Below are 23,944 nucleotides of genomic sequence, written 5' to 3' on the forward strand. Positions count from 1 at the left end.
AAAACCCCCGGTTGCGGCGGCGAAGGACGGGCGGCGTTTCCTTGACTCTGGCCGAGGCGGGCGCTAGCGACCCTGCGTCCCGCATCGAGCGGGGCCGAGTTGTTCCGCCACCTTGTAAAACGGAAAAAAGACATCATGCGCCCGCTTGTCCCCGCCATTCTGGCGATGGCCGCCACCGTGCTGGCCTCGAACATCCTCGTGCAGTTCCTGCTGGGCGACTGGCTGACTTGGGGGGCGCTGACCTATCCCTTTGCGTTTCTGGTGACCGACGTCACCAACCGGGTGCAGGGCGCCGGCGCCGCGCGCAAGGTGGTGATCGCGGGGTTCGTCGTCGGCGTGCTGTGTTCGCTGACCGCGGCCGCGCTGGACGCCACCACGCTGCGGATCGCCGTGGCCTCGGGGACCGCCTTCCTGCTGGCGCAGCTGCTGGACATCAGGATCTTCGACTGGCTGCGGCAGCGTGACTGGTGGCAGGCGCCGTTCCTGTCCTCGCTGCTGGGCTCGGTGCTGGACACGGTGCTGTTCTTCACCATCGCCTTTGCCGCGTTCCTGCCCGCCGACGCCAATACCGGCTGGGCGAACGAGACCGTGCCGCTACTGGGTGCGGGGCCGCTGGCGCCGTTGTGGGCCTCGCTCGCGGTGGCGGATTGGGGGGTCAAGCTGGCGCTGGCGGCGCTGGCTCTTGTGCCCTTCCGCCTGATCGTCCGCAAAATCTTGTTATCGCCGCTTCGAAACTGATTGACTTGTGGCAGGCCTGTGGCAGGCTTCCCCTACGAGCAACATCGAAAGGAGGTGGTCCAGTGTCGAGAGTGATGTTGGAGAACGGAGCCGGGACAGTCAGGGGGGTCAGCGCCTGAGGGCAGCCCCAAGGGTGCCAAACCCTGTCTGGGACGGACCTTTCCATCCCTAACCGGACCATCTTCCTGATCTCGCGGGCCGTCCCCAGGGGGCGGCCCGTTCGAGTTTCCGGGGCTGCGTCAGGATGCAGCGCGCGCGACGGCGATGGCATTCTCGATGGCGCGGCGCGCCTGCGGGCTGTTGGCCCAGCAGGTGGTGCCCAGGCTGGCCGCGATCTGAGCACAGATCACGCCCGCATCCGCCCGCGCCAGGGTGGCAAGATCCGAAAATCCCGCCTCTTCCAGCCGCTGGACGACCCTAGGACCGACAAAGGGCGCCGCCATCAGCGACGCCCTGTCATTGGCGGAAAAGCCCGTCAAAGGCTTTCTCAGATCTTTTCGATCGCCAGCGCGATGCCCTGGCCGCCGCCGATGCACATGGTGATCAGCGCCTTTTTCCCGCCAGTGCGGTCCAGCTCGTACATCGCCTTGACGGTCAGGATGGCGCCGGTGGCGCCGACCGGGTGGCCCAGTGCGATGGCGCCGCCGTTCGGGTTCACCTTGGCGGGGTCGAGCCCCAGTTCCTTGCTGACCGCCAGCGCCTGCGCGGCAAAGGCCTCGTTCGATTCGATGACGTCGAAATCGCCGACCGACAGGCCGGTGTTTTCGCACAGCGCCCGGACCGCCGGGATCGGGCCATAGCCCATCACCCGCGGCGCCACCCCGCCCAGCGCATAGCCCAGCACGCGGAAGCGCGGCGTCAGCCCCGCGGCCTCGGCCGCCGAGGCGGTGGCCAGCACCACCGCCGCCGCGCCGTCGTTGATCCCCGAGGCGTTGCCGGCGGTTACGCTGCCGTCCTTCTGGAAGGCGGGGCGCAGCCCGGCCAGTTTTTCCACCGTGGTGGCCTTGGGGTGTTCGTCGGTGTCAAAGGTCACCACGCCCTTGCGGGTCTTGATCTCGACCGGGACGATCTGGTCCTTGAAGCGGCCCTCGGCGATGGCGCGGGCGGCGCGTTCCTGGCTTTCCACCGCAAACGCGTCCTGATCCTCGCGCGAGATGCCGCTTTCCGAGGCGACGTTTTCCGCGGTGATCCCCATGTGGCCGGTGCCCATCGGGCAGGTCAGCGCCCCGACCATCATGTCCAGCGCCTGGGTATCGCCCATGCGCGCGCCGTGGCGCAGCGCGGGAATCGCATAGGGCGCGCGGCTCATCGATTCGGCGCCGCCGCCGATGGCGAATTCCGCGTCGCCCAGCATCAGCATCTGCACCGCCGAGACGATCGCCTGCGCGCCAGAGCCGCACAGCCGGTTCACGTTCATCGCGGTGGCGGTGTCTGGGATGCCGGCGTTCAGCATCGCCACCCGGCCCAGATACATGTCCCGCGGCTCGGTGTTGATGACATGGCCGAACACGACGGTGCCGATCTTGTCCGGGGATACGCCCGCGCGCTCCATCGCCGCCTTAGTCACCGTCGCCGCCAGGTCGATCGGCGGCACGCCCGCCAGGCTGCCGCCAAAGCCGCCGATGGCGGTGCGTGCGCCCGCCAGGATCACCACGTCGTTCGTTGCCATTCGTCCAATTCCCCAAACACAGAAATGTCCCGGGGACATTAACGAGCGCGTTGCCCGCGTGACAAGAGCCGTTGCTGCGATGCGACGGTCCCCGCGTCATCGCGCCCCATCGGGCCGACATGACGCAAAGGCGATTTCACCTTGGGCCCGGAATCTCTACAGTGGGGAAAAAACGACAAGAACCGGGGCAGAGGCATGAACAACTATCTCAAGCTCGCCATCGTGATGCTGGTGGCATCCTGCGGCGGCGGGGGCAGCTACAAGGCGCCGCGCAACCTGGAAAATGCCTGCGCGATCACGGCCGAACGCCCGGCCTATCTGCGCGCCATGCGCGAGACCGAGCGGCGCTGGGGCATTCCGATCGCGGTGCAGATGGCGACGATCCACCAGGAATCGCGGTTCGTGGGCAATGCGCGGACGCCGCATCAGTTCGCGCTGGGAATCATCCCGATGGGGCGGCAAAGCTCGGCCTTTGGCTATTCGCAGGCGCTGGACAACACCTGGGACGAATACCGCCGCGCCACCGGCAATCGCCGCGCCCGCCGTGACAACATTCGCGACGCCACCGATTTCATGGGCTGGTACATGGACGGCACCACCCGCCGGCTGGGGATCTCGAAACGCGACGCGGCCAACCAGTACCTGGCCTATCACGAGGGCCGCGGCGGGTTTTCGCGCGGCAGCCACCTGAACAAGTCCTGGCTGCTGCGGGTCTCGGGCGACGTCCAGCGGCGGTCGGAAATGTATCACGCGCAGCTGCGCTCCTGCGGGCGGCTGTAGGCGCGGCAGGGGCGGAAGCGGGGGCCAGCCCCCGCCGCTGCCGCGGCCTTCCTCGCTGAAAACGATCCACCGGACCATCCGGCGGGAAAACAGCCTTGGGGGCTGTTTTCTGATCCGCCTCCTATTCCAGGCGCTCGGAAGCCCGGGGTATTTCCGCCAGAAAGAAGCAGCGGGGCCGCGGCTAGCGGCGTCGGTTCACCTCTTGCGTGATCGAGAATGCCGACGAGGGGATGCTGACCCCCTTCTGCATGTCGCCCAGGATCACCGTGGTGCGCTTGCCGGTGTCGTCGGTGACCACCCATTGCCGCAGCTCGGTCGGGTTGGCGGTGAACACCATCTGGATATTGCCGTATTCGGGGTGCTGCGGGTCCTGCGCCGTCACCACCGTGGTGTTCTTGCTTTCCGCGTGTTGCGTCACCATGCCGCTGCGGCCCAGGTTCACGTTGTCGGCCAGGATGATCGACAGCGGCGTCTTGGCCAGCGGGTATTGCTGCGCGCCGCCGTTCGACTTGCGGTCGAAGATGGCGACCGTGCCGCTCGACGCCAGCACCAGCGTGTTGTCGCCGCGGTATTCGAAGCGCACGCGGCCGGGGCGGTGGATATAGACCTTGCCCGGCACCACCGAACCGTCCGGGTTCACCTGGGTGAAATCACCAGCCACGGTTTTCAGGCTGTTGAGATAGCGCGAGATCTCGTTGAGCGGGATTTTCTCGGCCAGCGCGGGCAGCGCGAGGCCAAGGACGATGACGGGCGCAAGAGCGAGAGAGCGAAGGTTCATGTTCAGGATCATACTGCCGTTCCAGACGGTTGCACGTCACGATACCGGGACGGCTGCGCCCCGAACGCTCGCGCCGGGTTGAGGGTTCCGTGTGCGAAACGCCGCTACAGCGGCCGGCCGGTCAGCAGCCGCGGCATCGGGTCCAGCCCCAGCCCCGCCGCCTGCCGCATGAAGCCGCGCCGCAGCGCCGGGATGGCGGTGACCAGCCCCATGCCCAGGCCCCGCGCCGCGCGCAGGACCGGGATGTCGTTGGAAAACAGCGCGTTCACCCGGTCCATCCCTAGCCCCATCGCGGTGGCGTCGAACCGGCGCCAGCGCTGATAGCGTTCCAGCACGTCGGGGGCGCCGATATCCTCGCCGCGGCGGGCGGCATCGACCACCACCTCGGCCAGGGCGGCGACATCGCGCAGCCCCAGGTTCAGCCCCTGCCCGGCGATAGGGTGCACGCCATGCGCGGCGTCCCCCACCAGCGCGATGCGCGGGGCGACATAGGAATCGGCCAGGCTGAGGCTCAACGGATAGGAAAACCGCGGCCCGGCCAGGGTGATGCCGCCCAGGAAATCGCCGAATCGCGGGCGCAGCACTTCCAGGAAGTCGGCATCCGGCAGGGCGGCGATGGTGCGGGCATTGGCGTCGGTTTCCGACCAGACGATGGACGAGCGGTTGCCCGGCAGCGGCAGGATCGCCAGCGGCCCAGTGGGCATGAAATACTGCCAGGCGATGCCCTGGTGCGGCAGTTCGTGGTCCAGCGCGCAGACCAGCGCGGTCTGGCCATAGCCCCAGCCGCGCCGCGCGATCCCGGCCCGCGCCGCCACGCCCGAGCCGCGCCCGTCCGCCCCGACCAGCAGCCGCGCCGACAGCGTGCGTCCGTCGTCCAGCGCGACCTCGACCCCGCCGGGCGCCACCGCCTGCCCCACCACCTGCCGCCCCGGCAGATGCGTCACTCGCCCCGCCATCGCGTCGACCAGCGCCGCGTAAAGAAAGCGGTCCTCGAGCATATGGCCCACGGGGCCTTCCTCGATCTCGGCCGAATCGAAGATCAGGTGGAACGGGCCTGCGCCCTCGCCCGGCTGGCCCTGCGCGGTCTCGACCCGGTTGATCGGCTGCGCATGGGGTTCCAGCCCGCGCCACAGGGCCAGCGCTGACAGCAGCCGCCGCGACACCAGCGCTAGCGCATAGGCGCGCCCGTCAAAGCCTTCCTGCGCACGGTCGCGCAGGGGGCGGGCGTCGATCACCGCCACCGACAGCCCCGCCTGCGCCAGCGCCAGTGCCAGCGCCGGGCCGTTCAGCCCGCCGCCCGCGACGATGATATCGTGATCCACTGCCATGTTGCCCGCACCCTAGCGCGGCCGCCGGCGCCGGTCCATCCGCGGCAGAGGTTTCCCGCTTGCGAAACGCAGATCCCGCCCTCTCCCATTGCTGCGCCGGGGCCGCGGCGCTAGCCTGATCCCCGGACAACCCGAAAGGCAGCGGATGGACTGGCTCAAGGCACCGGCAACGGAACAGGGGCGCGCGATCATGGCCGGGCTGGTCAGCCCGGTGGACCTGACCGAGGGCTATCTGGACGCCACCGCCCGCGCGCCGCTGACGCCGCGCATCTACGCAAGGCTGACCCCCGACCGCGCCCGCGCCGAATCCGTCGCCGCCCATGACCGCGCCCGCGCCGGGCTGCGCCGGGGGCTGCTGGACGGGGTGGCGCTGGCGTGGAAGGACAATGTCGACAGCGCTCATGTCGGGACCGAGGCCGGTTCCGCCCTGCTCAAGGGGCGCGTCCCCCAGCGTGATGCGGGCATTCTTGATACGGCGACCGCGCAGGGCGCGGTGTGCCTGGGCAAGACCCACATGACGGAACTGGCGTTTTCCGGGCTGGGGCTGAACCCGCCGGTTGCCACCGTTCCCAACGCCTATGACGCGGCGCTGGTGGGGGGCGGCTCGTCGGGCGGCTCGGCAGTGGCGGTGGCGCTGGGGCTGGCGGCGGCGGCGATCGGCACCGACACCGGCGGCTCGATCCGGCTGCCCGCGGCGTGGAACGGGCTGGTGGGGTTCAAGCCCACCCCGGGCGCCGTCGACATGACCGGGATCGTGCCGCTGTGCCGCCGCTTCGACGTGGCCGGCCCCATCGCCCGCAGCACCGAGGATTGCGCCGAGATCTTCGCCCTGATCCGCGGCACCACCGCCCCCGACCTGCGCGGCGCCGAGCCCTCGCGCCTGCGGCTGATGGTGCTGGACGGGCTGCCGTTCGCGCAGGCGCGCAAGGAACCGGTCGCGGCCTTTGAAGCCGCCGTGGAACAGCTTGCAGCCGCCGGCGCCAGCGTCACCCGCGCAGCTCCGCCCTGCGTGGAACAGGCGGCCGCTCTTTCCCCCGTGCTCTTCGCCCCCGAGGCCTACGGGTTGTGGCGCGACCAGATCGAGGCGGCGCCCGAGCTGATGTATCCGCCGATCCTCGAACGTTTCCGCGGCGGCCGTGACGTGCTGGCCGCGGATTACGTCGCCGGCTGGGACCGGCTCGAGCAGCTGCGCCGCGAATGGGCGGCGGCGGTGGCGGGGTTCGATGCGGTGCTCTTGCCCACCGCCCCGATCCTGCCGCCGGAAATCGAGCGGCTGGAAACCGACCCGGCGTTCTTCGCCTCGGAAAACCTGCTGTCGCTGCGCAATACCCGCATCGGCAACCTGCTGGGCCTGCCCGCGATCAGCCTGCCGACCGCGCAGCCCGCCTGCGGGATCATGCTGCTGGGCGCGGCCGGGGGCGACCTGGCGCTGCTGCGCGTCGCCGCCGCCGCGGAAACCGCCCTGCGCGACTGACCGCCGGGGAACCGGCAAAGGGGCTTCTTTCTGGCCCAAATACCCACCGCAACCGCGCCACCAGGCGCGGCGATGCCGATCGGGGCGCCCCCGCCCCCGATTCGCCTTTATCTGGACGCATCCGCGCTTTGCCGATACTGTGGGCGCAAACGGGGCGGCACGACCCCGAATGTGAGGCGCCATGACACCCCCCGAGCGGTTCTCGAACCTGCCGGATTACGCGTTTCCGCGGCTGCGGAAGCTGTTGTCCGATCTGACTCCCGGCCCCGATCCCGTCGTGATGACGATCGGAGAGCCGCGCCATGGCGTCCCCGGTTTCGTCGCCCCGATCATCACCGAGGCCATGGGCGAGCTGGGCAAATACCCGCCGAACGAGGGCACGCCGCAGGCGCTGGCGGCGATCTCGGGCTGGCTGGAACGCCGCCACGGGCTGATCGCCGCCCCCGAGGAAATCACCCTGCTGAACGGCACCCGCGAGGGGCTGTTCAACGCCGCCCTCGCGCTCTGCCCCGAACGCAAGAACGGCGCGGCGCCGCGGATCCTGGTGCCGAACCCGTTCTATCAGGTCTACGCCGTCGCCGCCGCCGCGGTGGGGGCTGAACCTGTGTTCGTCAACGCCACCGCCGAGACCGGGCATCTGCCGGATTTCGCGGGATTGCCGGCCGAGACGCTGGATTCCGCCGCGATCTGCTATCTGTGCTCGCCCGCGAACCCGCAGGGCGCCATCGCCGGGCATGATTACCTGGAACAGCTGGTGCTGCTGGCCGAGCGGCATGATTTCCTGATCTTCGCCGACGAATGCTATTCGGAAATCTGGCGCGACGAACCCCCGCCGGGCACGCTGGTCGTGGCGCGCGCGCTGGGACTCGGGCACCGGGTGGTGATGTTCAATTCGCTGTCCAAGCGCTCGAACCTGCCCGGGCTGCGCTCGGGCTTTGCGGCGGGCGCGCGCGCGCATATCGCCCGGATGCGCACCCTGCGCAGCTATGCCGGCGCGCCGGTCCCCCTGCCCCACCAGCGCGTGACCGAGGCCGCCTGGGCGGACGAGGATCACGTCGCCGCCAACCGCGCGCTCTACCAGGAAAAATACGCTATCGCCGACCGGGTGCTGGGCAATGTCCCGGGCTATGTGCCGCCGCAGGGCGGGTTCTTCCTGTGGCTGCCGGTCGAGGATGGCGAGGCTGCGGCCCGCCATCTGTGGACCCGCGCCGGCGTGCAGGTGCTGCCCGGCGCCTATCTGTCGCGCGACACCGGCGCGGGCAATCCGGGCCGGGGCTATGTGCGGGTGGCGCTGGTCGGCCCGGCCGCGGAAACCGAGGATGCGCTGACCCGCATCCGCGACACGCTGTATCAAGAGGGGTAGCCGACCCATGGCGAGCTGGCAGGCCAAGCAACGCGATCCGCTGTTCGACCAGACCACCCAGGCAGCGCTGGAACGCCGCGTCAAGGAACTGATCGGCGCCGGGCTGATCGTGGCCGGCGTGCTGGTCGCGATGATGCTGCTGTCCTACACCCCCGACGACCCCGGCATCGGCACCGCCACCGACCAGCCGGCGCAGAACTATCTGGGCCGGGTCGGCGCCTATATCGCCTCGGCGCTGAACATGATCCTGGGGCTGGGTAGCTGGGGGCTGGCGGTCGCCGCCGTGGTCTGGGGGCTGCGGCTGATGCTGCACCGGGGCGAGGAACGGCTGATGCGCGGGGTGTTCACCCCCATCGCGATGGTGCTGGTATCCGCGCACGCCACCTCGATGGTGCCGCCGCAGGACTGGACGCAAAGCTACGGGCTGGGCGGGCATCTGGGCGACATGCTGATGGGCGCCATGCTGGGGCTGATGCCGTTCAGCCCGGCGGTGGGGCTGAAGATCCTCGCGCTGCTCACGGCAGCGGCGGCGGTGGCGCTGGGGGGCTTCGTGCTGGGCTTCGACCGGCGCGAGGTGACCGTGATCGGGCGGTTCCTCTCGGCCGGGCTGGCCACTGCGCGGCAGCTGCTGATGGCGGTGCTGCGCCGCACGGGCTGGGCGCTGGCCACCGCATCCTCGGCCGCCGCGGGCGAGCTGCGCCGCCATGCCGACGCCCGCCGCGACCGCACCGCCGCCGCCCCCGCGGCAGAAGAGGCAGAGCTGCCCGGCGGGCTGTTCTCGCGCCTGCGCCGCACCGCCGCCGCGGCGCCGGATGCGGCCGAGCCCTTCCCCTCGGAACTGGTCGAGCCCGACCGCCATTACGACGACGACGCTCGCGCCCCCGACGCGGATGCGGTCAGCGCCCGCATCACCGACGCCATCCGCCACCGCACCGAACCCGAGGCGGACGCCGAGGACGACACCGAGACCCGCTCGGTCCTGTCGGCGGTCACCGCACGGCTGACCGGGCGCGCGCAAAGCGTGCCGCCCGCGCCGCCCACCGACACCAGCCGCGTGGTGATCCCGCCCGCGCGCAAGCCCGCGCCCTCGCGCCAGGCGGTGGCCGAGGCGCAGCCGAGCCTGGCCTTTGACGCCGCCGCCAGCGGCTATGAACGGCCGCCGCTGGCGCTGCTGGCCTCGCCCGGAACGGTGGAACGCCACGCGCTGTCGCCCGAGGCGCTGGCCGAAAACGCAAGGCTGCTGGAATCGGTGCTGGACGATTACGGGGTCAAGGGCCAGATCACTGCCGTCCACCCCGGCCCGGTGGTCACCCTGTATGAGCTGGAGCCCGCGCCGGGGCTCAAGGCCAGCCGCGTCATCGGCCTGTCCGACGATATTGCGCGCAGCATGTCGGCGCTGTCGGCCCGGGTGTCCACCGTGCCCGGCCGCACCGTGATCGGGATCGAGCTGCCCAACCAGCGCCGCGAAAAGGTGGTGCTGCGGGAAATCCTGTCCTCGCGCGCCTTCGGCGACAGCTCGATGCCGCTGCCGCTGGCGCTTGGCAAGGACATCGGGGGCGAGCCGGTGGTGGCGAACCTCGCCAAGATGCCGCATCTGCTGATCGCCGGGACCACCGGGTCCGGGAAATCGGTGGCGATCAACACCATGATCCTGTCGCTGCTCTACAAGCTGACCCCCGAGGAATGCCGGCTGATCATGATCGACCCCAAGATGCTGGAACTGTCGGTCTATGACGGCATCCCGCATCTGCTGTCCCCCGTCGTCACCGACCCGAAAAAGGCCGTGGTGGCCCTGAAATGGGTGGTCTCGGAAATGGAGGACCGCTATCGCAAGATGTCCAAGATGGGCGTGCGCAACATCGAGGGCTACAACGGCCGCGTGCGCGAGGCGCTGGACAAGGGCGAGCTGTTCCGCCGCACCATGCAGACCGGCTTTGACGAGGACACCGGCGAGCCGATCTTTGAAACCGAAGAGTTCCAGCCCGAATCCTTCCCCTATATCGTCGTGATCGTGGACGAGATGGCCGACCTGATGATGGTCGCCGGGAAAGAGATCGAGGCCTGCATCCAGCGGCTGGCGCAGATGGCGCGGGCCAGCGGCATCCATATCGTGATGGCGACGCAGCGCCCCTCGGTCGACGTGATCACCGGCACGATCAAGGCCAACTTCCCGACCCGGATCAGCTTCCAGGTCACCTCGAAAATCGACAGCCGCACCATCCTGGGCGAGCAGGGGGCGGAACAGCTGCTGGGCATGGGCGACATGCTGTACATGGCCGGCGGCGCCCGCATCACCCGCGTCCACGGGCCCTTCGTCAGCGACGAAGAGGTCGAGGAGGTCGTCAACCACCTGAAGAGCTTCGGCCCGCCGCAATACATGTCGAACGTGGTCGAGGGGCCGGACGACGACGTGGCATCCGACATCGACGCGGTGCTGGGGCTGGGCGGCAGCGACAATTCCGACGACCAGCTTTACGACATGGCGGTGGCGATCGTGGCCAAGGACCGCAAATGCTCGACATCCTATATTCAGCGCAAGCTGGCGGTCGGCTATAACAAGGCCGCGCGGCTGGTCGAGCAGATGGAGGATCAGGGCGTGGTCAGCCCCGCCAACCATGTCGGCAAGCGCGAGGTGCTGATCCCCGAGGTGTAACCCCGGGGCTGCAAGATCGAGGTCGCGATGCCCTATTGGCAGGTCCATTTCCTGAACGCGCGCCACGCGCTGACCGGCGTCATGCCGGAAATCCGCGCCGCCGTGGCCGAGGCGGTGGCGCTGGTCGCCAGCCACGCCGAGCTGCCCGATTTCGACGTGGTGGTGCGGGCGGAAGACGGCATCCCCGACTGGGGCGTGCTGGCGCATTCGCCCGCCCCGGGGGTGATCGAGCTGGCGCTGTCGCCCTCGCGTTTCGATTCGGCGCTGGTGGTGCGGCGCATGGTGCGGGCGCTGTTTCTGGTCATCCGCGGCGACCGTCCGGGCTATGGCCGCTCGCTGGGCGAGGCGCTGGTCAGCGAGGGGCTGGCCGGGCATTTCGTGCAGGCGGTGCTGGGCGGACGCCCCGACCCCTGGGACGCGACGCCGCTGACTGCGGGCGTGGCCAAGCGGGCGATGACGGAATGGGCCTGGCTCGATTACGACCGCGCGCTGTGGTTCGAGGGCCGCGGCAATATCCGCAAATGGGCGGGCTACGGGCTGGCGCACCGGCTGGTGGCCGAGCATCTGGCCCGCAGCGAAGGGGCCGATGTGCTGTCGCTGGCCGCCACCCCCGCCGAGGCGCTGCGCCCCGCCATGCGCCGGTTGAGCGGCGCCGATGCGGAGCCTGAGGTTGAGGGTGACGCGGAGGCCGAGCCGGAAACGCCGCAGGCCGAGGCGCCGGAGCAAGAAGGGGGCGCTGCCCCCGTCACTTCGTGACTCCCCCGGGATATTTCCGTGATGAAGAAGGGCGGGCGCCGGGTCAGCGCCACCGGCGCCGCGGCTGGTAGAGCGCGCCCATCGCCACCCCGGCCAGCGCGCCGCCCAGATGCGCCTGCCAGGCGATGTTCGGCACGGCCAGCGTCAGCGCCACGTTCAGCAGGATGAACTGCGCGACCGGCCCGGCCAGCGGGCGCAGGCTGCCGCCCCGCGCCAGCAGGATCCGCCCGGCAATGGCGATTTCCGCCCCCGCCAGCCCGAAGATCGCCCCCGAGGCGCCCACCACCGGCAGCTGGCTGTCCGACAGCCACAGCTGCACCGCCCCTGCGACCAGCTGCGACAGCGCGTAAAGCGCGACCATCGCGCCCCCGGGCATCGCCACGGCCAGCGACCGCGCCAGCACATACAGCGCCAGCATGTTCATCCCCAGATGCAGCAGCCCGCCATGCAGGAAGCCGTAGGTCAGGAACATGGTCACCTGCTGGCCGGGAAACATCGGCCGCACGCCCTCGAACAGCTGCGGCCACAGGGCGCCGTGCAGCAGCAGCCATTCCCGCAGCGCCGGGGCGGCATCGGACAGCAACTGGATGGCGACACACAGCGCGATCACCGCCAGGAACACGGGCGGCACGGGCGGGCGGTAACGGACAGGGTCGGTCATGGCGCCAGCATAGGGGCGGCAGCGGCGGCGGAAAGACCTATTCCTATTGCCGCTGCGCCACCGCCGCGCGGCGGCCCAGACGGCCCGCCAGTTCGTCCGGCACCAGCAGCCGCGTGCCCGGCACGGCGCGGGCCGCCAGCCACAGCAGGTCGGCGCGGGAAAAGCCGATGCAGCCGGCGGTGGGATGGCGCGGGCGCCGCCACTGGTGCAGGAAGATCGCCGAGCCCCGCCCCGGCTCGGCCCGGGGCCAGTTCCAGTCGGTCAGCAGCACCAGGTCATACAGCGGATCGGCGCGCCGCAGCGCCTCGTGGCTGGCGGCCAGCGGCGCGCGGGCCGGCTGGTTGTAAAGCGGATGGCCAGATTCGTCGCACCACAGATCGCCGGGCAGGATCGGCCGCGCCCAAGGCGCGGGCCGCGGCAGCCGGTCGGGACGATAGAGCAGCCCCACCACCCGGTGCACCCCGGCCGGCGTCGCCCCGTCGCCCTCGCGCTTGTCGGCCACGACCCCGCCCCGCCCAACCGCGCAGGGCAGCAGCCGCCCCCGAAACCGCAGCCCCATCGGGGTCAGCACCATGTCGCCGGGCCCGACGCTCCTTCGGGCTTCTTCATCATCCAAATATCCCGGGCTTCCGAGCGCCCGGAAAACAGTCCGGTGGACTGTTTTCAGCGAGGAAGGCCACGGCAGTGGCAAGGGGGCTGGCCCCCGCTTCGGCGACGAAGCCGATCCAAGGCTCACAGCATGTGACCCGACTTGTCGCGCTTGACCGCCAGATAGGCGTCGTTCCACCGGTTGCGGCCGACGATCAGGGGGACGCGCTCGGTCACGTCGATGCCGTGGGACTGCATCATCTCGACCTTGCGGGGGTTGTTGGTCATCAGCCGCACCGCACTGAAACCCAGCCGGCGCAGCATCGCCGCGCCCAGGCGGAAGTCGCGCTCGTCATCCTCGAACCCCAGCCGGTGGTTGGCCTCGACGGTGTCGAACCCCTGCGATTGCAGGTCATAGGCGCGCATCTTGTTGGCCAGCCCGATGCCGCGCCCTTCCTGGTTGAGGTACAGCAGCACGCCTCCGCCCTCGGCCCCCATCGCGTTCAGGGCCGCATGCAGCTGCGGGCCGCAGTCGCATTTCAGGCTGCCCAGCACGTCGCCGGTGAAACAGGCGGAATGCAGCCGCGCCAGCACCGGCCGGTCGCGGGGCGGGTCGCCGATCTCGATGGCGTAATGCTCTGCGCCGCCTGCCGCCGGGCGCAGGATATGCAGCCGCGTGCGCTCGGCCGCGGCGATGGGCAGGTGGGCTGCGGCGACCGGGGACAGCGCGGTTTCCGCGGCCAGCTGCGCGATCACCGGCGCGGCGGGCAGGCGGGTCAGGCCCTGCGGGATCTCGCCCAGGGGACCCTCGACCAGCAGCACTGCGGGCAGCAGCTGCGCGGATTTCGCCAGCGCGATGGCGGCCCGGTGGGGCACGACGTCCATCCCGCCGCGGCGCGCGGTCAGCGGCCCCTTCAGCGGCACCCGCAGATCGTCCGAGGGGTCGGCCACCGCCCGCAGCCAGGCCACATCCGCGCCCTCGGGCAGCTCGATCCGCGCCAGATCGCCGTCATAGGCCGGCACCTTCAGCGTGCTGGCCCGGCGCGCGGTCAGCACCAGCACCGGGCGGCCGAAAGCGCGCAACGCCGCCAGCCGGTCGGGCGAAAGCGTCTCGACCGCGGCGGCCAGGTTTCCATCGATCACCACCGGCAGGCCGATTCGCAGATCGGTCCGCGCGCGGCTGATGGTTTCGGGCAGGGTGGGCAGCAGGGTCATGGCGGCGCTATTCCTGAAACAATCCGTAACATAAGCCCCGCCCCCGACAACAGCTTGTGAGAAAGATTGCAAGTCGCTGGACCTTACCGGCCTGCGCGCCATCTTGACCGCAATGTGAACCCCCGGGAATGGAGGCTCTGATGGCCGGACTGAAAAAGATCCTGCTTGTGGACGACGAGGACGACCTGCGCGAGGCCCTGGCCGAGCAGCTGGTCGCGACCGAGGATTTCGACGTGTTCGAGGCCGGCACCGGCGCCGAGGCCGTCGAAAAGACCAAAGGCGCGATCTTCGACCTGGTGTTGCTGGACGTGGGCCTGCCCGACACCGACGGGCGCGAGCTGTGCAAGCGGCTGCGCAAGCAGGGAGTGAAATGCCCCATCGTCATGCTGACCGGGCACGACACCGACGCGGATACCATCCTTGGCCTCGATTCCGGGGCGAACGACTACATCACCAAGCCGTTCAAGTTCCCGGTGCTGCTGGCCCGGCTGCGGGCGCAGCTGCGCACCCATGAACAGTCCGAGGACGCGATCTTCCAGCTTGGTCCCTATACGTTCAAGCCCGCGATGAAGATGCTGATCGACCAGAAGGACCGCAAGATCCGGCTGACCGAAAAGGAAACCAACATCCTCAAGTTCCTGTATCGGGCGCAGGATGCGGTAGTGCCGCGCGACGTGCTGCTGCACGAGGTCTGGGGCTACAACGCCGGGGTGACCACCCACACGCTGGAGACCCACATCTATCGCCTGCGCCAGAAGATCGAGCCCGAACCTTCGAACGCGCGGCTGCTGGTGACGGAATCGGGCGGGTATCGGCTGGTGGCGTGATTTCGCCGGGAACCACCGCGCGGCTGCGGCGTTACGCCTGCCGAAGCCCAGTGGTCCGGGGATACGGCCACACCCCCTCTCTCTCTGCGGTATCGGGAACCCCGGCATTTCGGTGCCGGGGTTTTTGGTTTGCGCGGGAGTCGCCGGGGGGCTTCGCGCCCCCGGGCCGCTGCCGCGACCTTGTTCGCTGAAAACAGCCCACCGGACTGTTTTCCGGGCGCTCACAAGCCTGCGGGATATTTCCACAAGGAAGAATGGGGCAGAATCGCCGGGGCGGCGCGATTCAGCCCCGCCCGTGCGGTTCGTCCCAGTCGATGACCGGGTTGATCGGGATCAGCCCGTGCGGGTTCAGCTCGGGGTGGCTGCGGTAGTAGTGGTGGGTGATGTGGTCCTGGCGCACCGTGGGCGCGACGCCCGGCATCTGGTACAACTCGCGCGTCCAGGCCCACAGGTTCGGGTAATCGCGCAGCCACTGCCGGTTGCACTTGAAATGGGTGTGATACACCGTGTCGAAGCGCACGGCGCTGGTGAACAGGCGCCAGTCGGCCTCGGTCAGCCGGTCGCCGGTCAGGTAGCGGCTTTGCGACAGTAGCCCGTCCGCCCATTCCATGGTGTCGAAGACCGGACCGATGGCCTCGTCGTAAGCCGCCTGGGTCGAGGCGAAGCCGGCCTTGTAGACCCCGTTGTTGAAGTTCGGATAGACGCGGTCGTTCACCGCCTCGATGCGGTCGCGCAGCTCCTCGGGCCAGAAATGCACGCCACTGCCGGTCAGCGCGTCGAATGCGCTGTCGAACATGCGGATGATCTCGCTCGATTCGTTCGACACGATGATGCCGCGGGCCTTGTCCCATAGCAGCGGCACGGTGACCTTGCCGGTCATATGGGGGTCGGCGCGCAGATAGATCTCGCGCAGCCAGGCGGCACCGAACAGCGGGTCGCCGGTGGCGCCGTCGAAGTCGGTTTCAAACGTCCAGCCCTCGTCGCCCATCACCGGATGCACCACTGACACCCCGATGTGGTCCGACAACCCCTTGAGTTGGCGGAAGATCAGCGTGCGGTGCGCCCAGGGGCAGGCGTAGGAGACATAAAGGTGATAGCGCCCGCTTTCCGCCGCAAACCCGCCCTGCCCCGACGGGCCGGGGCTGCCGTCCGGGGTGATCCAGTTGCGGAAGCCCGCGTTCTGGCGGCGATAGGCGCCCTCGCCCTTGGCGGCGCCGACGCTGCCTTTCACCCAGGCTCCATCCACAAGCTGGTTCATCGGCTTTCCCTTCGTCACGTGGCAGGTTACATGGACCCCCATGTTCACCATTGCCACCTGGAACATCAACTCGGTCCGTCTGCGGGCCGGTCTCGTCGCCCGCCTGCTGGGGGAAGAGGCGCCCGACATCCTGTGCCTGCAGGAATGCAAGTCGCCGGTCGAAAGCATCCCGGCCCAGGTGTTCCACGACCTCGGCTATCGCTGGATGGTCGCGCGCGGCCAGCGCGGCTACAACGGCGTCGCGATCCTGTCGCGGCTGCCGATCACCGACGCGGGCGACCGCGACTATGCGGCGCTTGGCCACGCCCGCCACGTCGCAGCGCGGCTGGAAAACGGCGTCACCATCCACAACGTCTATGTGCCCGCCGGCGGCGATATCCCCGATCGAGAGGTGAACGAGAAATTCGGGCAAAAGCTCGATTTCCTGACCGACATGCGCGATGCCTTCCACGCCGACCGGCCGGAACGCTCGATCCTGGTCGGCGACCTGAACATCGCCCCGCGCGAGGATGACGTCTGGTCGCACAAGGCGCTGCTGAAGGTGGTCAGCCACACCCCGGTCGAGGTCGCCCAGCTGGCCGAGACGCAAGAGGCCGGCAACTGGGTGGACATCACCCGGCAGGACATCCCGGAAGGGCAGCTCTATTCCTGGTGGAGCTATCGCAACCGCGACTGGAACGCCTCGGACCGCGGGCGGCGGCTGGATCATGTCTGGGCCAGCCGCGACATCGCGGCGGCGGGCCACGGCAGCCGGGTGCTGCGCCCGGTGCGGGGCTGGGACCAGCCCTCGGACCACGTGCCGGTGTTCGCAAGCTTCGATCTGGCGCCCTAGCGCCGCGGCCTTTTCCCGCTGCCCCTTCCCGTCCGCCCGCACAGCGCCCATATTGCGGCGCAAGCGAAAGTAACATTCCGGGGATCAGGACGAGATGCTGCTGCAAGGCTCGGGCGAGACGCCGCCGAACACCGCCGATTTCATCAAGGACGTGTCCGAGGCGGACTTCATGGCCGAGGTGATCGACGCCTCGATGCAGGTGCCGGTGATCGTCGATTTCTGGGCGCCGTGGTGCGGCCCCTGCAAGACGCTGGGCCCGCAGCTGGAGGCCGAGGTCGCCCGCCACAAGGGCCGCGTGCGCATGGCCAAGGTCAACGTGGACCAGAACCAGATGATCGCCGGGCAGCTGCGGGTGCAGTCGATCCCGACGGTGTTCGCGTTCTTCCAGGGCCAGCCGGTCGATGCCTTCCAGGGCGCGATCCCGCCCAGCCAGATCAAGCAGTTCGTCGAAAAGCTGGTGGCGATGGGGGGCGACGACGGGGGCCTGGGCGCCGCGCTGGAAGCGGCCGAGGCGATGCTGGCCGAAGGCGCGGCCGAGGACGCGGCCGAGACCTTTGCCGCCATCCTGGGCGAGGAACCCGAAAACGCCGAAGCCTGGGGCGGGCTGATCCGCGCCCGCCTGGCCATGGGCGACACCGAGGGCGCCGAGTCCGCGCTGGCGCAGGTGCCTGCCGCCGCTGCAAGCTCTGCCCCGGTCGAGGCCGCGCGCGCGCAGCTGGCGCTGGCGCATCAGGCGGCCAACGCCGGCCCCCTGGCCGAGCTTGAAGCGCGGGTGAACGCCGATCCCGCCGACCAACAGGCCCGCTTTGATTACGCCGGCGCGCTGCACGCCGCCGGGCGGGTGGAAGAGGCGATCGAGCAGCTGCTGGAATGTTTCCGCCGCGACCGCGACTGGAACGACGGCGCCGCCAAGGCGCAGCTGTTCACCATCTTCGACGCGATGAAGCCCACCGACCCGCTGGTGCAGAAGGGGCGGCGGCGGCTGTCGTCGCTGATCTTCGCGTGAAAGGCCGCGCGACATGAGCGCCGTATTGGGCGCAGGGCCCCTGCCCGACACCATCCCGCTGTTCCCGCTGCCCGGCGCGGTGCTGCTGCCGCGCACCCGGCTGCCGCTGCATATCTTTGAACCGCGCTACCTGCAGCTGGTCGAGGATGTGCTGAAATCCGGGCACCGGCTGATCGGGATGATCCAGCCGGTGGGTGACGGGCTGGCCGCGGTGGGCACCGCCGGGCGGCTGACCATGTTTTCCGAAACCGACGACGGCCGCTTCATGGTGTCGCTGCGGGCGGTATCGCGGTTCCGGCTGGTCGAGGCGATCGAGGGCTTCACCCCCTATCTGCGCGGCCGGGTCGACTGGTCGGACTGGCGCGGCGACCGGCTGTCCTCGGTCCCCGCCGATCCGGGCTTCGACCGCCCTGCCTTCATCGCGCGGCTGGGCCGCTATATGGAGGAACGCGGCCTGTCCACCGACTGGAACGCCGCCGAAGAGGCCGACGACGAATTGCTGGTCAACAGCCTGTCGATGCTGCTGCCGCTGGGGGTCGAGGAAAAACAGGCGCTGCTGGAAGCCCCCGACCTGGCCGCACGGCGCGCGATGCTGGACGGGCTGCTGGAATACGCGCTGCACGGCGGCGGAGACGACGACGAGGAGACGCTGCATTGACCCAAGACCCCACTGCCGGCACCCCGGCCACCCCCGGCTTCAACCGCCACATGCTCGAGGCGCTGGTCTGCCCGGTGACCCACGCCACCCTGCATTACGACGCGGCAAAGCAGGAACTGGTGTCGCGCGCCGCCGGGCTGGCGTTCCCGATCCGCGACGGCATCCCGATCATGCTGGTGGGCGAAGCCCGGCAGATCAAGGCGGACTGAGGCGGGACCGCGGCAGGGGGCTGCCTGCCCCCATCGCCTGCGGCGATCCCCTCCCCCCGGGGGATATTTGCGCAAGGAAGAAGCCGCGGGCGGGGCGGGGCCGCCTTGCCTCTCAGCTGTCGCGCGGCCCGGCTGGTCCCTCGTCGTCCGGCGGGGGCAGGCGCTGCGCCAGCTCCTCGATCCGCACCGCCAGCCGGGCGAGGTCGTCGCGCATCCCGATCAGTTCCAGATGGCGCATCTCGTCCAGCTTTTCATGCAGCGCCATGATCTCGATTTCCGCCTTGAGGTTGACCTCATAGTCATGGGCGGCGTCGATGCGGTCGCGCCGGGCCTGGCGGTTCTGGCTCATCATGATGATCGGGGCCTGGATCGCCGCCAGCATCGACAGCACCAGGTTGAGGAAGATGAACGGATAGGGGTCGAAGGCCTGCCGCCCCAGCAGCCAGGCGTTGCCCACGGTCCACAGCACCATCAGCACGCCGAACCAGATGATGAACGGCCACGAGCCGCCGAACGCCGCCACCGCATCCGCCAGCCGCTCGCCAAACGTGCGGTTCGCCCGATACTCGTGACTGGTGTCGCGCGCGATCGGGCTGCGCTCGACCGTGCTTTCCAGCACCCGCTGTTCCGTGGCCCCAAGCGCCGAGAGGTGCCGCTTCAGCCAGCGCCGCGCCAGATCCTCGACCGAACGGGTCATCGCCGGATCCTTCCGCTGGCGGGCGCCGCTGCCATGCTAAAGCCCCGCGGCCTCGTCGGCGCCGATCATCAGGTTGAGGTTCTGCACCGCCGCACCCGAGGCGCCCTTGCCCAGGTTGTCCAGCACCGCGACCAGCACCGCACAACCGTTTTCATCGCTGCCGTGGACCGACAGGTGCAGCTCATTCGTGTCGTTCAGCGCGGTGGGGACGACGCGGGGGGCGGGCTCGACCACCCGCACGAAGCGCGCGCCCTGATAATGGGCGGCCAGCGCATCGTGCAGGTCGTCGATGCGGCGGCCGTTCAGATGCAGCGGGATCTGCACCGTCATCCCCTGCGCGAACTGCCCGACCGAGGGCGCGAACACCGGCCGCCTTGTCAGCCCGGCATGGCGCATGATTTCCGGCAGGTGCTTGTGGCCCTGCGCCAGCGCATAGGTGAAATACGCAGGCGCGCCGGGGGCCTCCATTTCCGCGATCAGCTCTTTCCCGCCGCCGCTATAGCCCGACACCGCGTTGATCGAGGCGATCTCGTCCGGTGCAACCAGCCCGGCCGCGACCAGCGGCGCCGCCAGCGCGATGGCGCCGGTCGAATAGCAGCCGGGGTTGGACACAAGGGCCGCGCTTGCGATGGCCTCGCGCGCACCGGGGGCCAGTTCGGGGAAGCCGAACACCCAGCCCGGCGCCACCCGATGCGCGGTCGAGGCGTCGATGAAGCGCACCGGCAGGCCCGCGGCCAGCTCGACCGCCTCGCGCGCGGCGGCGTCGGGCAGGCAGAGGATGGCGATGTCGGCCTCGGCCAGCGCATCGTGGCGCGCCAGCGGGTCCTTGCGCCGGGCGGGGTCGAGCTGCACCAGCTCGATATCGCGGCGCGGCGCCAGGCGGTCGCGGATCTGCAGCCCCGTGGTGCCGGCCTCGCCGTCGATGAACACCTTGTGCGCCATGTCGTCCCCTTTCATCCACTGGCCTGCGATGTGGCCTGTCGGGTCAGCAGGTGCAAGTGGGCGGGCGCAGCACGAAATGCCGGTCCAGCACATTGTCGAGGCTGAAAGCCGCCCCCCGCCCCGGCACCGCATCCACGATCAGGTCGGTGTCGGCCCATGCGGCGGCCTGCGCGCCACCGGTCCAGAAGGGCGCATCGCCGATCTGGCCCAGCTGCACGTCGTGGCTGCCGATGCGGAATTCGCCAGCCGGATAGACCATCGGCGCGCTGCCGTCGCAGCAGCCGCCCGAGAGGTGGAACAGGACCGGCCCGTGCGCGGCCTCGATCTCGGCCAGCAGGTCTTGCGCGGCTTGGGTGGCGGTGATGCGGTTCATGCGAGGCTTTTCCATGCTCAGTCCCATTCCATTTCGGCGTAAGCGGTGGCGGCGTTGCGGGCGGTGGTGGCGGTGAAGTCCTGCCAATGATCGGCCAGCGGCTGCATCGCCGCCAGCACCGCCGGCACCGCGTCCGACAGCCCCAACCCCGCGTCCAGCGCCGCCCGCACCGCATCGCGCAGCCCCGCCAGATACTGCGACTGCGCCGCCGCGGCCTCGGCAAACGACGCCGCCACCGGCCCGTGGCCGGGGATCACCGGCGCGCCATCCGGCGGGGCGTCCAGCCAGCCCAGCCAGCCCTTCAACGAGCCGTCCACCACCGGGGTCAGCCCGCGAAACACCAGATCGCCGGTGAACAGCGCCCCCGTGGCATCGTCGCGCACGGTCAGGTCGGCGTCGCTATGGGCGCGCGGCGCCGGGGTCAGGGTCAGGCTGCGCCCGCCAAGGTCCAGCGTCTCGGGCGCGGAAATGGTGCGGTCGGGCTGGACCAGCACCGTCCCCGCCCAAGGTCCCGCCCCGATCTGCGCCGGGATCGATTCGGCCCAGGTTTCGCTGCGCGCGGCCAGCGCCTCGGGCAGGCGGGCGTCGGCGATGATCTCGGCCCCGGCTTCGGCAAAAACCTCGGCCCCGGCGATGTGGTCGGGATGCGGGTGGGTCAGGATCACCGGGCCGATTGGCAAATCAGTCAGGCGGGCGATGGCGGCGAACAGCGCCTCGCCCTGTTCGCGAGAGCCGCCGGGGTCGATCACCGCCACCCGCTCCTGCCCGACGACCACGCCCAGATTGGCGATCCAGCCGCGGTTTTCGGGGGCGATGCCGGCATCGGCGCCGCGGTGAACATGGACGCCGGGGGCGACCTCGGCCAGTTCCAGCGCCGGCGCCTGAGACAGGGGGGCGCAGCGCCAGCCCTGCCCGGTCAGCGCGGGATGCGCCGCCAGCCAGCGGGCGGAAAGCGCCTCGGCCCCGGCCTCACACGCGGCGGCATCCGGCGCCCCCCCGGCGGGCAGCAGCCGCGGCGCGCAGCTTTCGGGCGCGGCGGCGAGGCAGGCGGTCAGGATCAGCGCATACATGAGGGCGCAGTCTATGCGAGCCCGCGCCCCTGCCGCCCCCGTTATCCGCCGCTTACGACTTTCGTCGGGGTCGCGCGGGCGGGCGGCGGGGGTCACCATCGGCAGAGCAGCCGCCAAAGGTTCGCCATGCCCGCCCCTCTGTCCATCCTGCGCAATACCCTTGCCCTGCTGGCGCTGGCCGCCGGCCCAGCGCTGGCCGACAACCCCCTGCAACCCTCGCCCGCGTGGGAGGATATGCGTTCCGCCGTGATCGGGACCGAGGCGGAGCCGCCGCTCGACCCGACGATCCTGACGCTGGAAGCCCCGCCCCGCGCCGACAACCCGGCGCTGGTCCCGGTGCGCATCACCCAGCCGCCGGACGCGCCGCGCATCGTGAAACTGGCGCTGGTGGTGGACCAGAACCCCGCCCCCGTGGCCGGCGAGTTCAGCTTTGGCCCCGCCACCGCGCCGCTGGATTTCGAGCTGCGCGTCCGCGTCGACGCCTATTCCGACATCCGCGCCATCGCCACGCTTGAGGACGGGCGCCAGATCATGGCCGGACGCTTCGTCAAGGCCTCGGGCGGATGCGCGGCCCCGGCGGGCGGGGGGCCTGACCCCTATGCCGGGATCGGAGAGATGCGGTTCCGCAGCGAACCCGCCGACGGGCGCGCCATGGGCACGCTGATGATCCGGCACCCCAATTTCTCGGGGTTGCAGCGCGATCAGGTGACGCTGCTGAACATCCCGGCCGAGTTCGTGCAGACCGTGGTGCTGGAACAGGGCGGCGAGACCCTGATGACGATGGAGGGCGGGATCTCCATTTCCGAAAACCCGGTGTTCCGGCTGGGCTACCGCCCCAACGGAGCCGAATTGACCGCACGGGCCGAGGATACCGAGGGCCGGGTCTTTCAGGCGACATTCCCCGGCGCCGGCGGCTAGGCCACATGGTTGCGTCCTTGCGTCGCGGCTGACAGGTTGCAGCCGCAACAGACAGGATGAACCATGCTCGACCCCCGCAAGCTCGGCGCGCTGACCATCAGCGCCGTCTGCCTTGGCACGATGACCTTTGGCCGCGACACCCCGGAACCCGAGGCGTTCGCCCAGATGGACCGCGCGCTGGCCGCCGGGATCACCTTCTGGGACACGGCCGAGATGTATCCGGTCAACCCCGCCGTGGCCGAGACCAATGGCCGGACCGAGGAGATCATCGGCGCCTGGCTGGCCAGCCGCGGCCGGCGCGAGGAACTGCAGATCGCCACCAAGGCCAGCGGCCCCAACGGCGGCCACACCCGCGACGGCCGCGGCTTTACCCAGGACACCATCGCGCAGGCGGTGGACGATTCGCTGCGCCGGCTGCGCACCGATCGGGTCGAGCTTTACCAGCTGCACTGGCCCGCCCGCGGCAGCTACGCCTTTCGCCAGAACTGGACCTACGACCCGCGCAAGACCGGCAAGGCCGAGGTGCAGGACCACATGGACGGCATCCTGACCGCGCTGCGCGACATCGTGGCCGCGGGCAAGGTGCGCGCCTTCGGGCTGTCGAACGAATCGGCCTGGGGCACGATGTCCTGGCTGGCGACGGCCGAACGCACCGGCGGGCCGCGGGTGGTGTCGGTGCAGAACGAATACGGGCCGCTCTGCCGGCTTTACGACACCGACATGGCCGAGCTGGGCCAGAAAGAGGACATTACCCTGCTGGCCTATTCGCCGCTGGCGGCAGGGCTGCTGACCGGCAAATACGCGGGCGGCGCGGTGCCCGCGGACAGCCGCGCCGGCGGCGACCGCAGCCGCGGCGGCGACGGGATGCTGGGCGGGCGGCGCACGGCGCGCGGCATCGCCGCCGCCGACGCATGGGGCGAGATGGCGCGCGGGCTGGGGCTCGACCCGATCCACGCCGCCATCGCCTTTGTCCGGCAACGGCCGTTCCCGGCAGTGCCGATCATCGGCGCGACCCGGATCGCGCAGCTCGACCACCTGCTTTCCGGCCTCGACTTGCGGCTGGATGACGAGGCGCTGGCCGCCATCGACAGCTTCCACCGCGCGCACCCGCTGCCCTACTAGCGGGCGCGGGTTTCATCTTGCCGCAAATA

25 protein-coding genes are annotated in these 23,944 nt (G+C 70.0%); 13 read left to right on the forward strand and 12 right to left on the reverse strand.

What is annotated here, in order from left to right; genetic code table 11:
- The first annotated feature begins 135 nt into the window (after positions 1-135).
- The gene (locus BUB57_RS11270; RefSeq protein ID WP_407670364.1) at positions 136-738 is read left to right on the forward strand and encodes a queuosine precursor transporter; all 603 of its coding nucleotides are present in this window, start codon (positions 136-138) and stop codon (positions 736-738) included.
- Between the two features lie 239 nt (positions 739-977).
- Here the strand turns inward: BUB57_RS11270 and BUB57_RS11275 are convergent, their stop codons facing one another.
- Positions 978-1,181 carry a hypothetical protein gene (locus BUB57_RS11275; protein WP_073067045.1) on the reverse strand — a complete coding sequence of 68 codons (204 nt, stop codon included), beginning with the start codon at positions 1,179-1,181 and terminating at the stop codon, positions 978-980.
- A 44-nt stretch (positions 1,182-1,225) separates the two neighbouring features.
- Positions 1,226-2,407, reverse strand: a complete 1,182-nt coding sequence (locus BUB57_RS11280; RefSeq protein ID WP_073067046.1) for an acetyl-CoA C-acyltransferase family protein — start codon at positions 2,405-2,407, stop codon at positions 1,226-1,228.
- Positions 2,408-2,602: 195 nt separating this feature from the next.
- On the opposite strand from BUB57_RS11280, the gene BUB57_RS11285 reads away from it, so the two are divergent.
- Positions 2,603-3,187 (forward strand): transglycosylase SLT domain-containing protein, encoded by a 585-nt coding sequence (locus BUB57_RS11285; protein ID WP_073067048.1) that lies wholly within the window; start codon positions 2,603-2,605, stop codon positions 3,185-3,187.
- A 181-nt stretch (positions 3,188-3,368) separates the two neighbouring features.
- Here the strand turns inward: BUB57_RS11285 and BUB57_RS11290 are convergent, their stop codons facing one another.
- Together BUB57_RS11290 and BUB57_RS11295 are read right to left on the reverse strand one after the other, a co-directional pair.
- Positions 3,369-3,965, reverse strand: a complete 597-nt coding sequence (locus BUB57_RS11290; protein ID WP_073067277.1) for a LolA family protein — start codon at positions 3,963-3,965, stop codon at positions 3,369-3,371.
- Positions 3,966-4,069: 104 nt separating this feature from the next.
- Positions 4,070-5,293: a UbiH/UbiF/VisC/COQ6 family ubiquinone biosynthesis hydroxylase gene (locus BUB57_RS11295; protein WP_073067049.1), complete on the reverse strand. Its 1,224-nt coding sequence runs from the start codon at positions 5,291-5,293 to the stop codon at positions 4,070-4,072.
- A gap of 145 nt (positions 5,294-5,438) precedes the next feature.
- Here BUB57_RS11295 and BUB57_RS11300 point away from each other — a divergent pair, with 145 nt between their 5' ends.
- The 4 genes from BUB57_RS11300 (at position 5,439) to BUB57_RS11315 (ending at position 11,539) form a co-directional block, all read left to right on the forward strand.
- Positions 5,439-6,767: an amidase gene (locus BUB57_RS11300; protein ID WP_073067050.1), complete on the forward strand. Its 1,329-nt coding sequence runs from the start codon at positions 5,439-5,441 to the stop codon at positions 6,765-6,767.
- Positions 6,768-6,948: 181 nt separating this feature from the next.
- The gene (locus BUB57_RS11305; RefSeq protein ID WP_073067052.1) at positions 6,949-8,130 is read left to right on the forward strand and encodes an aminotransferase class I/II-fold pyridoxal phosphate-dependent enzyme; all 1,182 of its coding nucleotides are present in this window, start codon (positions 6,949-6,951) and stop codon (positions 8,128-8,130) included.
- Between the two features lie 7 nt (positions 8,131-8,137).
- A complete protein-coding gene (locus tag BUB57_RS11310) occupies positions 8,138-10,783 on the forward strand; it encodes a DNA translocase FtsK (RefSeq protein WP_073067054.1) in 2,646 nt (881 codons plus the stop codon).
- 27 nt (positions 10,784-10,810) lie between these two features.
- A complete protein-coding gene (locus tag BUB57_RS11315) occupies positions 10,811-11,539 on the forward strand; it encodes a DUF2268 domain-containing putative Zn-dependent protease (protein WP_073067056.1) in 729 nt (242 codons plus the stop codon).
- 43 nt (positions 11,540-11,582) lie between these two features.
- Here the strand turns inward: BUB57_RS11315 and BUB57_RS11320 are convergent, their stop codons facing one another.
- The 3 genes from BUB57_RS11320 to ribA form a co-directional block, all read right to left on the reverse strand.
- Complete coding sequence (locus BUB57_RS11320; RefSeq protein WP_073067058.1) at positions 11,583-12,200, reverse strand: rhomboid family intramembrane serine protease; 618 nt, start codon at positions 12,198-12,200, stop codon at positions 11,583-11,585.
- Positions 12,201-12,243: 43 nt separating this feature from the next.
- Positions 12,244-12,774, reverse strand: coding sequence for a L,D-transpeptidase family protein (locus BUB57_RS11325; RefSeq protein ID WP_073067060.1), 531 nt, complete (start codon positions 12,772-12,774; stop codon positions 12,244-12,246).
- A gap of 158 nt (positions 12,775-12,932) precedes the next feature.
- The gene (gene ribA, locus BUB57_RS11330) at positions 12,933-14,003 is read right to left on the reverse strand and encodes a GTP cyclohydrolase II (protein ID WP_073067062.1); all 1,071 of its coding nucleotides are present in this window, start codon (positions 14,001-14,003) and stop codon (positions 12,933-12,935) included.
- A 140-nt stretch (positions 14,004-14,143) separates the two neighbouring features.
- Between ribA and BUB57_RS11335 the strand changes: the two genes are divergently transcribed.
- A complete protein-coding gene (locus BUB57_RS11335; RefSeq protein WP_073067279.1) occupies positions 14,144-14,830 on the forward strand; it encodes a response regulator transcription factor in 687 nt (228 codons plus the stop codon).
- Positions 14,831-15,113: 283 nt separating this feature from the next.
- On the opposite strand, the gene BUB57_RS11340 is transcribed toward BUB57_RS11335, so the two are convergent.
- Positions 15,114-16,088, reverse strand: a complete 975-nt coding sequence (locus BUB57_RS11340) for a glutathione S-transferase family protein (RefSeq protein WP_073067065.1) — start codon at positions 16,086-16,088, stop codon at positions 15,114-15,116.
- Positions 16,089-16,128: 40 nt separating this feature from the next.
- Between BUB57_RS11340 and BUB57_RS11345 the strand changes: the two genes are divergently transcribed.
- From BUB57_RS11345 to BUB57_RS11360, 4 genes are all read left to right on the forward strand, one after another.
- On the forward strand, positions 16,129-16,920 hold the full coding sequence (locus tag BUB57_RS11345; RefSeq protein ID WP_073067066.1) for an exodeoxyribonuclease III: 792 nt from the start codon (positions 16,129-16,131) through the stop codon (positions 16,918-16,920).
- A gap of 94 nt (positions 16,921-17,014) precedes the next feature.
- A complete protein-coding gene (locus BUB57_RS11350; protein ID WP_073067069.1) occupies positions 17,015-17,926 on the forward strand; it encodes a thioredoxin family protein in 912 nt (303 codons plus the stop codon).
- 13 nt (positions 17,927-17,939) lie between these two features.
- On the forward strand, positions 17,940-18,584 hold the full coding sequence (locus BUB57_RS11355) for an LON peptidase substrate-binding domain-containing protein (RefSeq protein ID WP_073067071.1): 645 nt from the start codon (positions 17,940-17,942) through the stop codon (positions 18,582-18,584).
- Between the two features lie 50 nt (positions 18,585-18,634).
- Positions 18,635-18,793 (forward strand): Trm112 family protein, encoded by a 159-nt coding sequence (locus tag BUB57_RS11360; RefSeq protein ID WP_073067073.1) that lies wholly within the window; start codon positions 18,635-18,637, stop codon positions 18,791-18,793.
- Between the two features lie 112 nt (positions 18,794-18,905).
- Here BUB57_RS11360 and BUB57_RS11365 read toward each other — a convergent pair whose 3' ends face one another.
- Genes BUB57_RS11365 through BUB57_RS11380 form a run of 4 tightly spaced genes read right to left on the reverse strand, consistent with a single transcriptional unit; the run spans position 18,906 to position 21,875 of the window.
- Positions 18,906-19,490, reverse strand: coding sequence for a DUF1003 domain-containing protein (locus tag BUB57_RS11365; protein ID WP_073067075.1), 585 nt, complete (start codon positions 19,488-19,490; stop codon positions 18,906-18,908).
- A gap of 36 nt (positions 19,491-19,526) precedes the next feature.
- Entirely contained in the window at positions 19,527-20,447 is a 921-nt protein-coding gene (gene argC / locus BUB57_RS11370) for an N-acetyl-gamma-glutamyl-phosphate reductase (protein WP_327082964.1), read from the reverse strand.
- Positions 20,448-20,475: 28 nt separating this feature from the next.
- The gene (locus tag BUB57_RS11375; protein WP_234952055.1) at positions 20,476-20,820 is read right to left on the reverse strand and encodes a DUF779 domain-containing protein; all 345 of its coding nucleotides are present in this window, start codon (positions 20,818-20,820) and stop codon (positions 20,476-20,478) included.
- A 2-nt stretch (positions 20,821-20,822) separates the two neighbouring features.
- Positions 20,823-21,875 (reverse strand): quinoprotein relay system zinc metallohydrolase 2, encoded by a 1,053-nt coding sequence (locus BUB57_RS11380; protein WP_073067077.1) that lies wholly within the window; start codon positions 21,873-21,875, stop codon positions 20,823-20,825.
- 126 nt (positions 21,876-22,001) lie between these two features.
- Between BUB57_RS11380 and BUB57_RS11385 the strand changes: the two genes are divergently transcribed.
- Together BUB57_RS11385 and BUB57_RS11390 are read left to right on the forward strand one after the other, a co-directional pair.
- Positions 22,002-22,793, forward strand: coding sequence for a quinoprotein dehydrogenase-associated SoxYZ-like carrier (locus BUB57_RS11385; protein ID WP_143159710.1), 792 nt, complete (start codon positions 22,002-22,004; stop codon positions 22,791-22,793).
- A 63-nt stretch (positions 22,794-22,856) separates the two neighbouring features.
- The gene (locus BUB57_RS11390) at positions 22,857-23,915 is read left to right on the forward strand and encodes an aldo/keto reductase (RefSeq protein WP_073067079.1); all 1,059 of its coding nucleotides are present in this window, start codon (positions 22,857-22,859) and stop codon (positions 23,913-23,915) included.
- Positions 23,916-23,944: the final 29 nt, after the last annotated feature.

Origin of the sequence: Paracoccus solventivorans, from assembly GCF_900142875.1 — a bacterium.
In the GTDB taxonomy this organism is placed as follows: domain Bacteria; phylum Pseudomonadota; class Alphaproteobacteria; order Rhodobacterales; family Rhodobacteraceae; genus Paracoccus; species Paracoccus solventivorans.

Bases quoted from the DNA above. Each gene is read 5' to 3' on its own strand.
- BUB57_RS11315 (WP_073067056.1), top strand. From the start codon at position 10,811: ATGCCCTATTGGCAGGTCCATTTCCTGAACGCGCGCCACGCGCTGACC.
- BUB57_RS11375 (WP_234952055.1), bottom strand. From the start codon at position 20,820: ATGGAAAAGCCTCGCATGAACCGCATCACCGCCACCCAAGCCGCGCAA.
- BUB57_RS11340 (WP_073067065.1), bottom strand. From the start codon at position 16,088: ATGAACCAGCTTGTGGATGGAGCCTGGGTGAAAGGCAGCGTCGGCGCC.
- BUB57_RS11305 (WP_073067052.1), top strand. From the start codon at position 6,949: ATGACACCCCCCGAGCGGTTCTCGAACCTGCCGGATTACGCGTTTCCG.
- BUB57_RS11360 (WP_073067073.1), top strand. From the start codon at position 18,635: ATGCTCGAGGCGCTGGTCTGCCCGGTGACCCACGCCACCCTGCATTAC.
- BUB57_RS11385 (WP_143159710.1), top strand. From the start codon at position 22,002: ATGCCCGCCCCTCTGTCCATCCTGCGCAATACCCTTGCCCTGCTGGCG.
- BUB57_RS11320 (WP_073067058.1), bottom strand. From the start codon at position 12,200: ATGACCGACCCTGTCCGTTACCGCCCGCCCGTGCCGCCCGTGTTCCTG.
- BUB57_RS11335 (WP_073067279.1), top strand. From the start codon at position 14,144: ATGGCCGGACTGAAAAAGATCCTGCTTGTGGACGACGAGGACGACCTG.
- BUB57_RS11270 (WP_407670364.1), top strand. From the start codon at position 136: ATGCGCCCGCTTGTCCCCGCCATTCTGGCGATGGCCGCCACCGTGCTG.
- ribA (WP_073067062.1), bottom strand. From the start codon at position 14,003: ATGACCCTGCTGCCCACCCTGCCCGAAACCATCAGCCGCGCGCGGACC.
- BUB57_RS11280 (WP_073067046.1), bottom strand. From the start codon at position 2,407: ATGGCAACGAACGACGTGGTGATCCTGGCGGGCGCACGCACCGCCATC.
- BUB57_RS11350 (WP_073067069.1), top strand. From the start codon at position 17,015: ATGCTGCTGCAAGGCTCGGGCGAGACGCCGCCGAACACCGCCGATTTC.
- BUB57_RS11365 (WP_073067075.1), bottom strand. From the start codon at position 19,490: ATGACCCGTTCGGTCGAGGATCTGGCGCGGCGCTGGCTGAAGCGGCAC.
- BUB57_RS11355 (WP_073067071.1), top strand. From the start codon at position 17,940: ATGAGCGCCGTATTGGGCGCAGGGCCCCTGCCCGACACCATCCCGCTG.
- BUB57_RS11295 (WP_073067049.1), bottom strand. From the start codon at position 5,293: ATGGCAGTGGATCACGATATCATCGTCGCGGGCGGCGGGCTGAACGGC.
- BUB57_RS11310 (WP_073067054.1), top strand. From the start codon at position 8,138: ATGGCGAGCTGGCAGGCCAAGCAACGCGATCCGCTGTTCGACCAGACC.
- BUB57_RS11390 (WP_073067079.1), top strand. From the start codon at position 22,857: ATGCTCGACCCCCGCAAGCTCGGCGCGCTGACCATCAGCGCCGTCTGC.
- BUB57_RS11380 (WP_073067077.1), bottom strand. From the start codon at position 21,875: ATGTATGCGCTGATCCTGACCGCCTGCCTCGCCGCCGCGCCCGAAAGC.
- BUB57_RS11345 (WP_073067066.1), top strand. From the start codon at position 16,129: ATGTTCACCATTGCCACCTGGAACATCAACTCGGTCCGTCTGCGGGCC.
- argC (WP_327082964.1), bottom strand. From the start codon at position 20,447: ATGAAAGGGGACGACATGGCGCACAAGGTGTTCATCGACGGCGAGGCC.
- BUB57_RS11300 (WP_073067050.1), top strand. From the start codon at position 5,439: ATGGACTGGCTCAAGGCACCGGCAACGGAACAGGGGCGCGCGATCATG.
- BUB57_RS11290 (WP_073067277.1), bottom strand. From the start codon at position 3,965: ATGAACCTTCGCTCTCTCGCTCTTGCGCCCGTCATCGTCCTTGGCCTC.
- BUB57_RS11285 (WP_073067048.1), top strand. From the start codon at position 2,603: ATGAACAACTATCTCAAGCTCGCCATCGTGATGCTGGTGGCATCCTGC.
- BUB57_RS11325 (WP_073067060.1), bottom strand. From the start codon at position 12,774: ATGGTGCTGACCCCGATGGGGCTGCGGTTTCGGGGGCGGCTGCTGCCC.
- BUB57_RS11275 (WP_073067045.1), bottom strand. From the start codon at position 1,181: ATGGCGGCGCCCTTTGTCGGTCCTAGGGTCGTCCAGCGGCTGGAAGAG.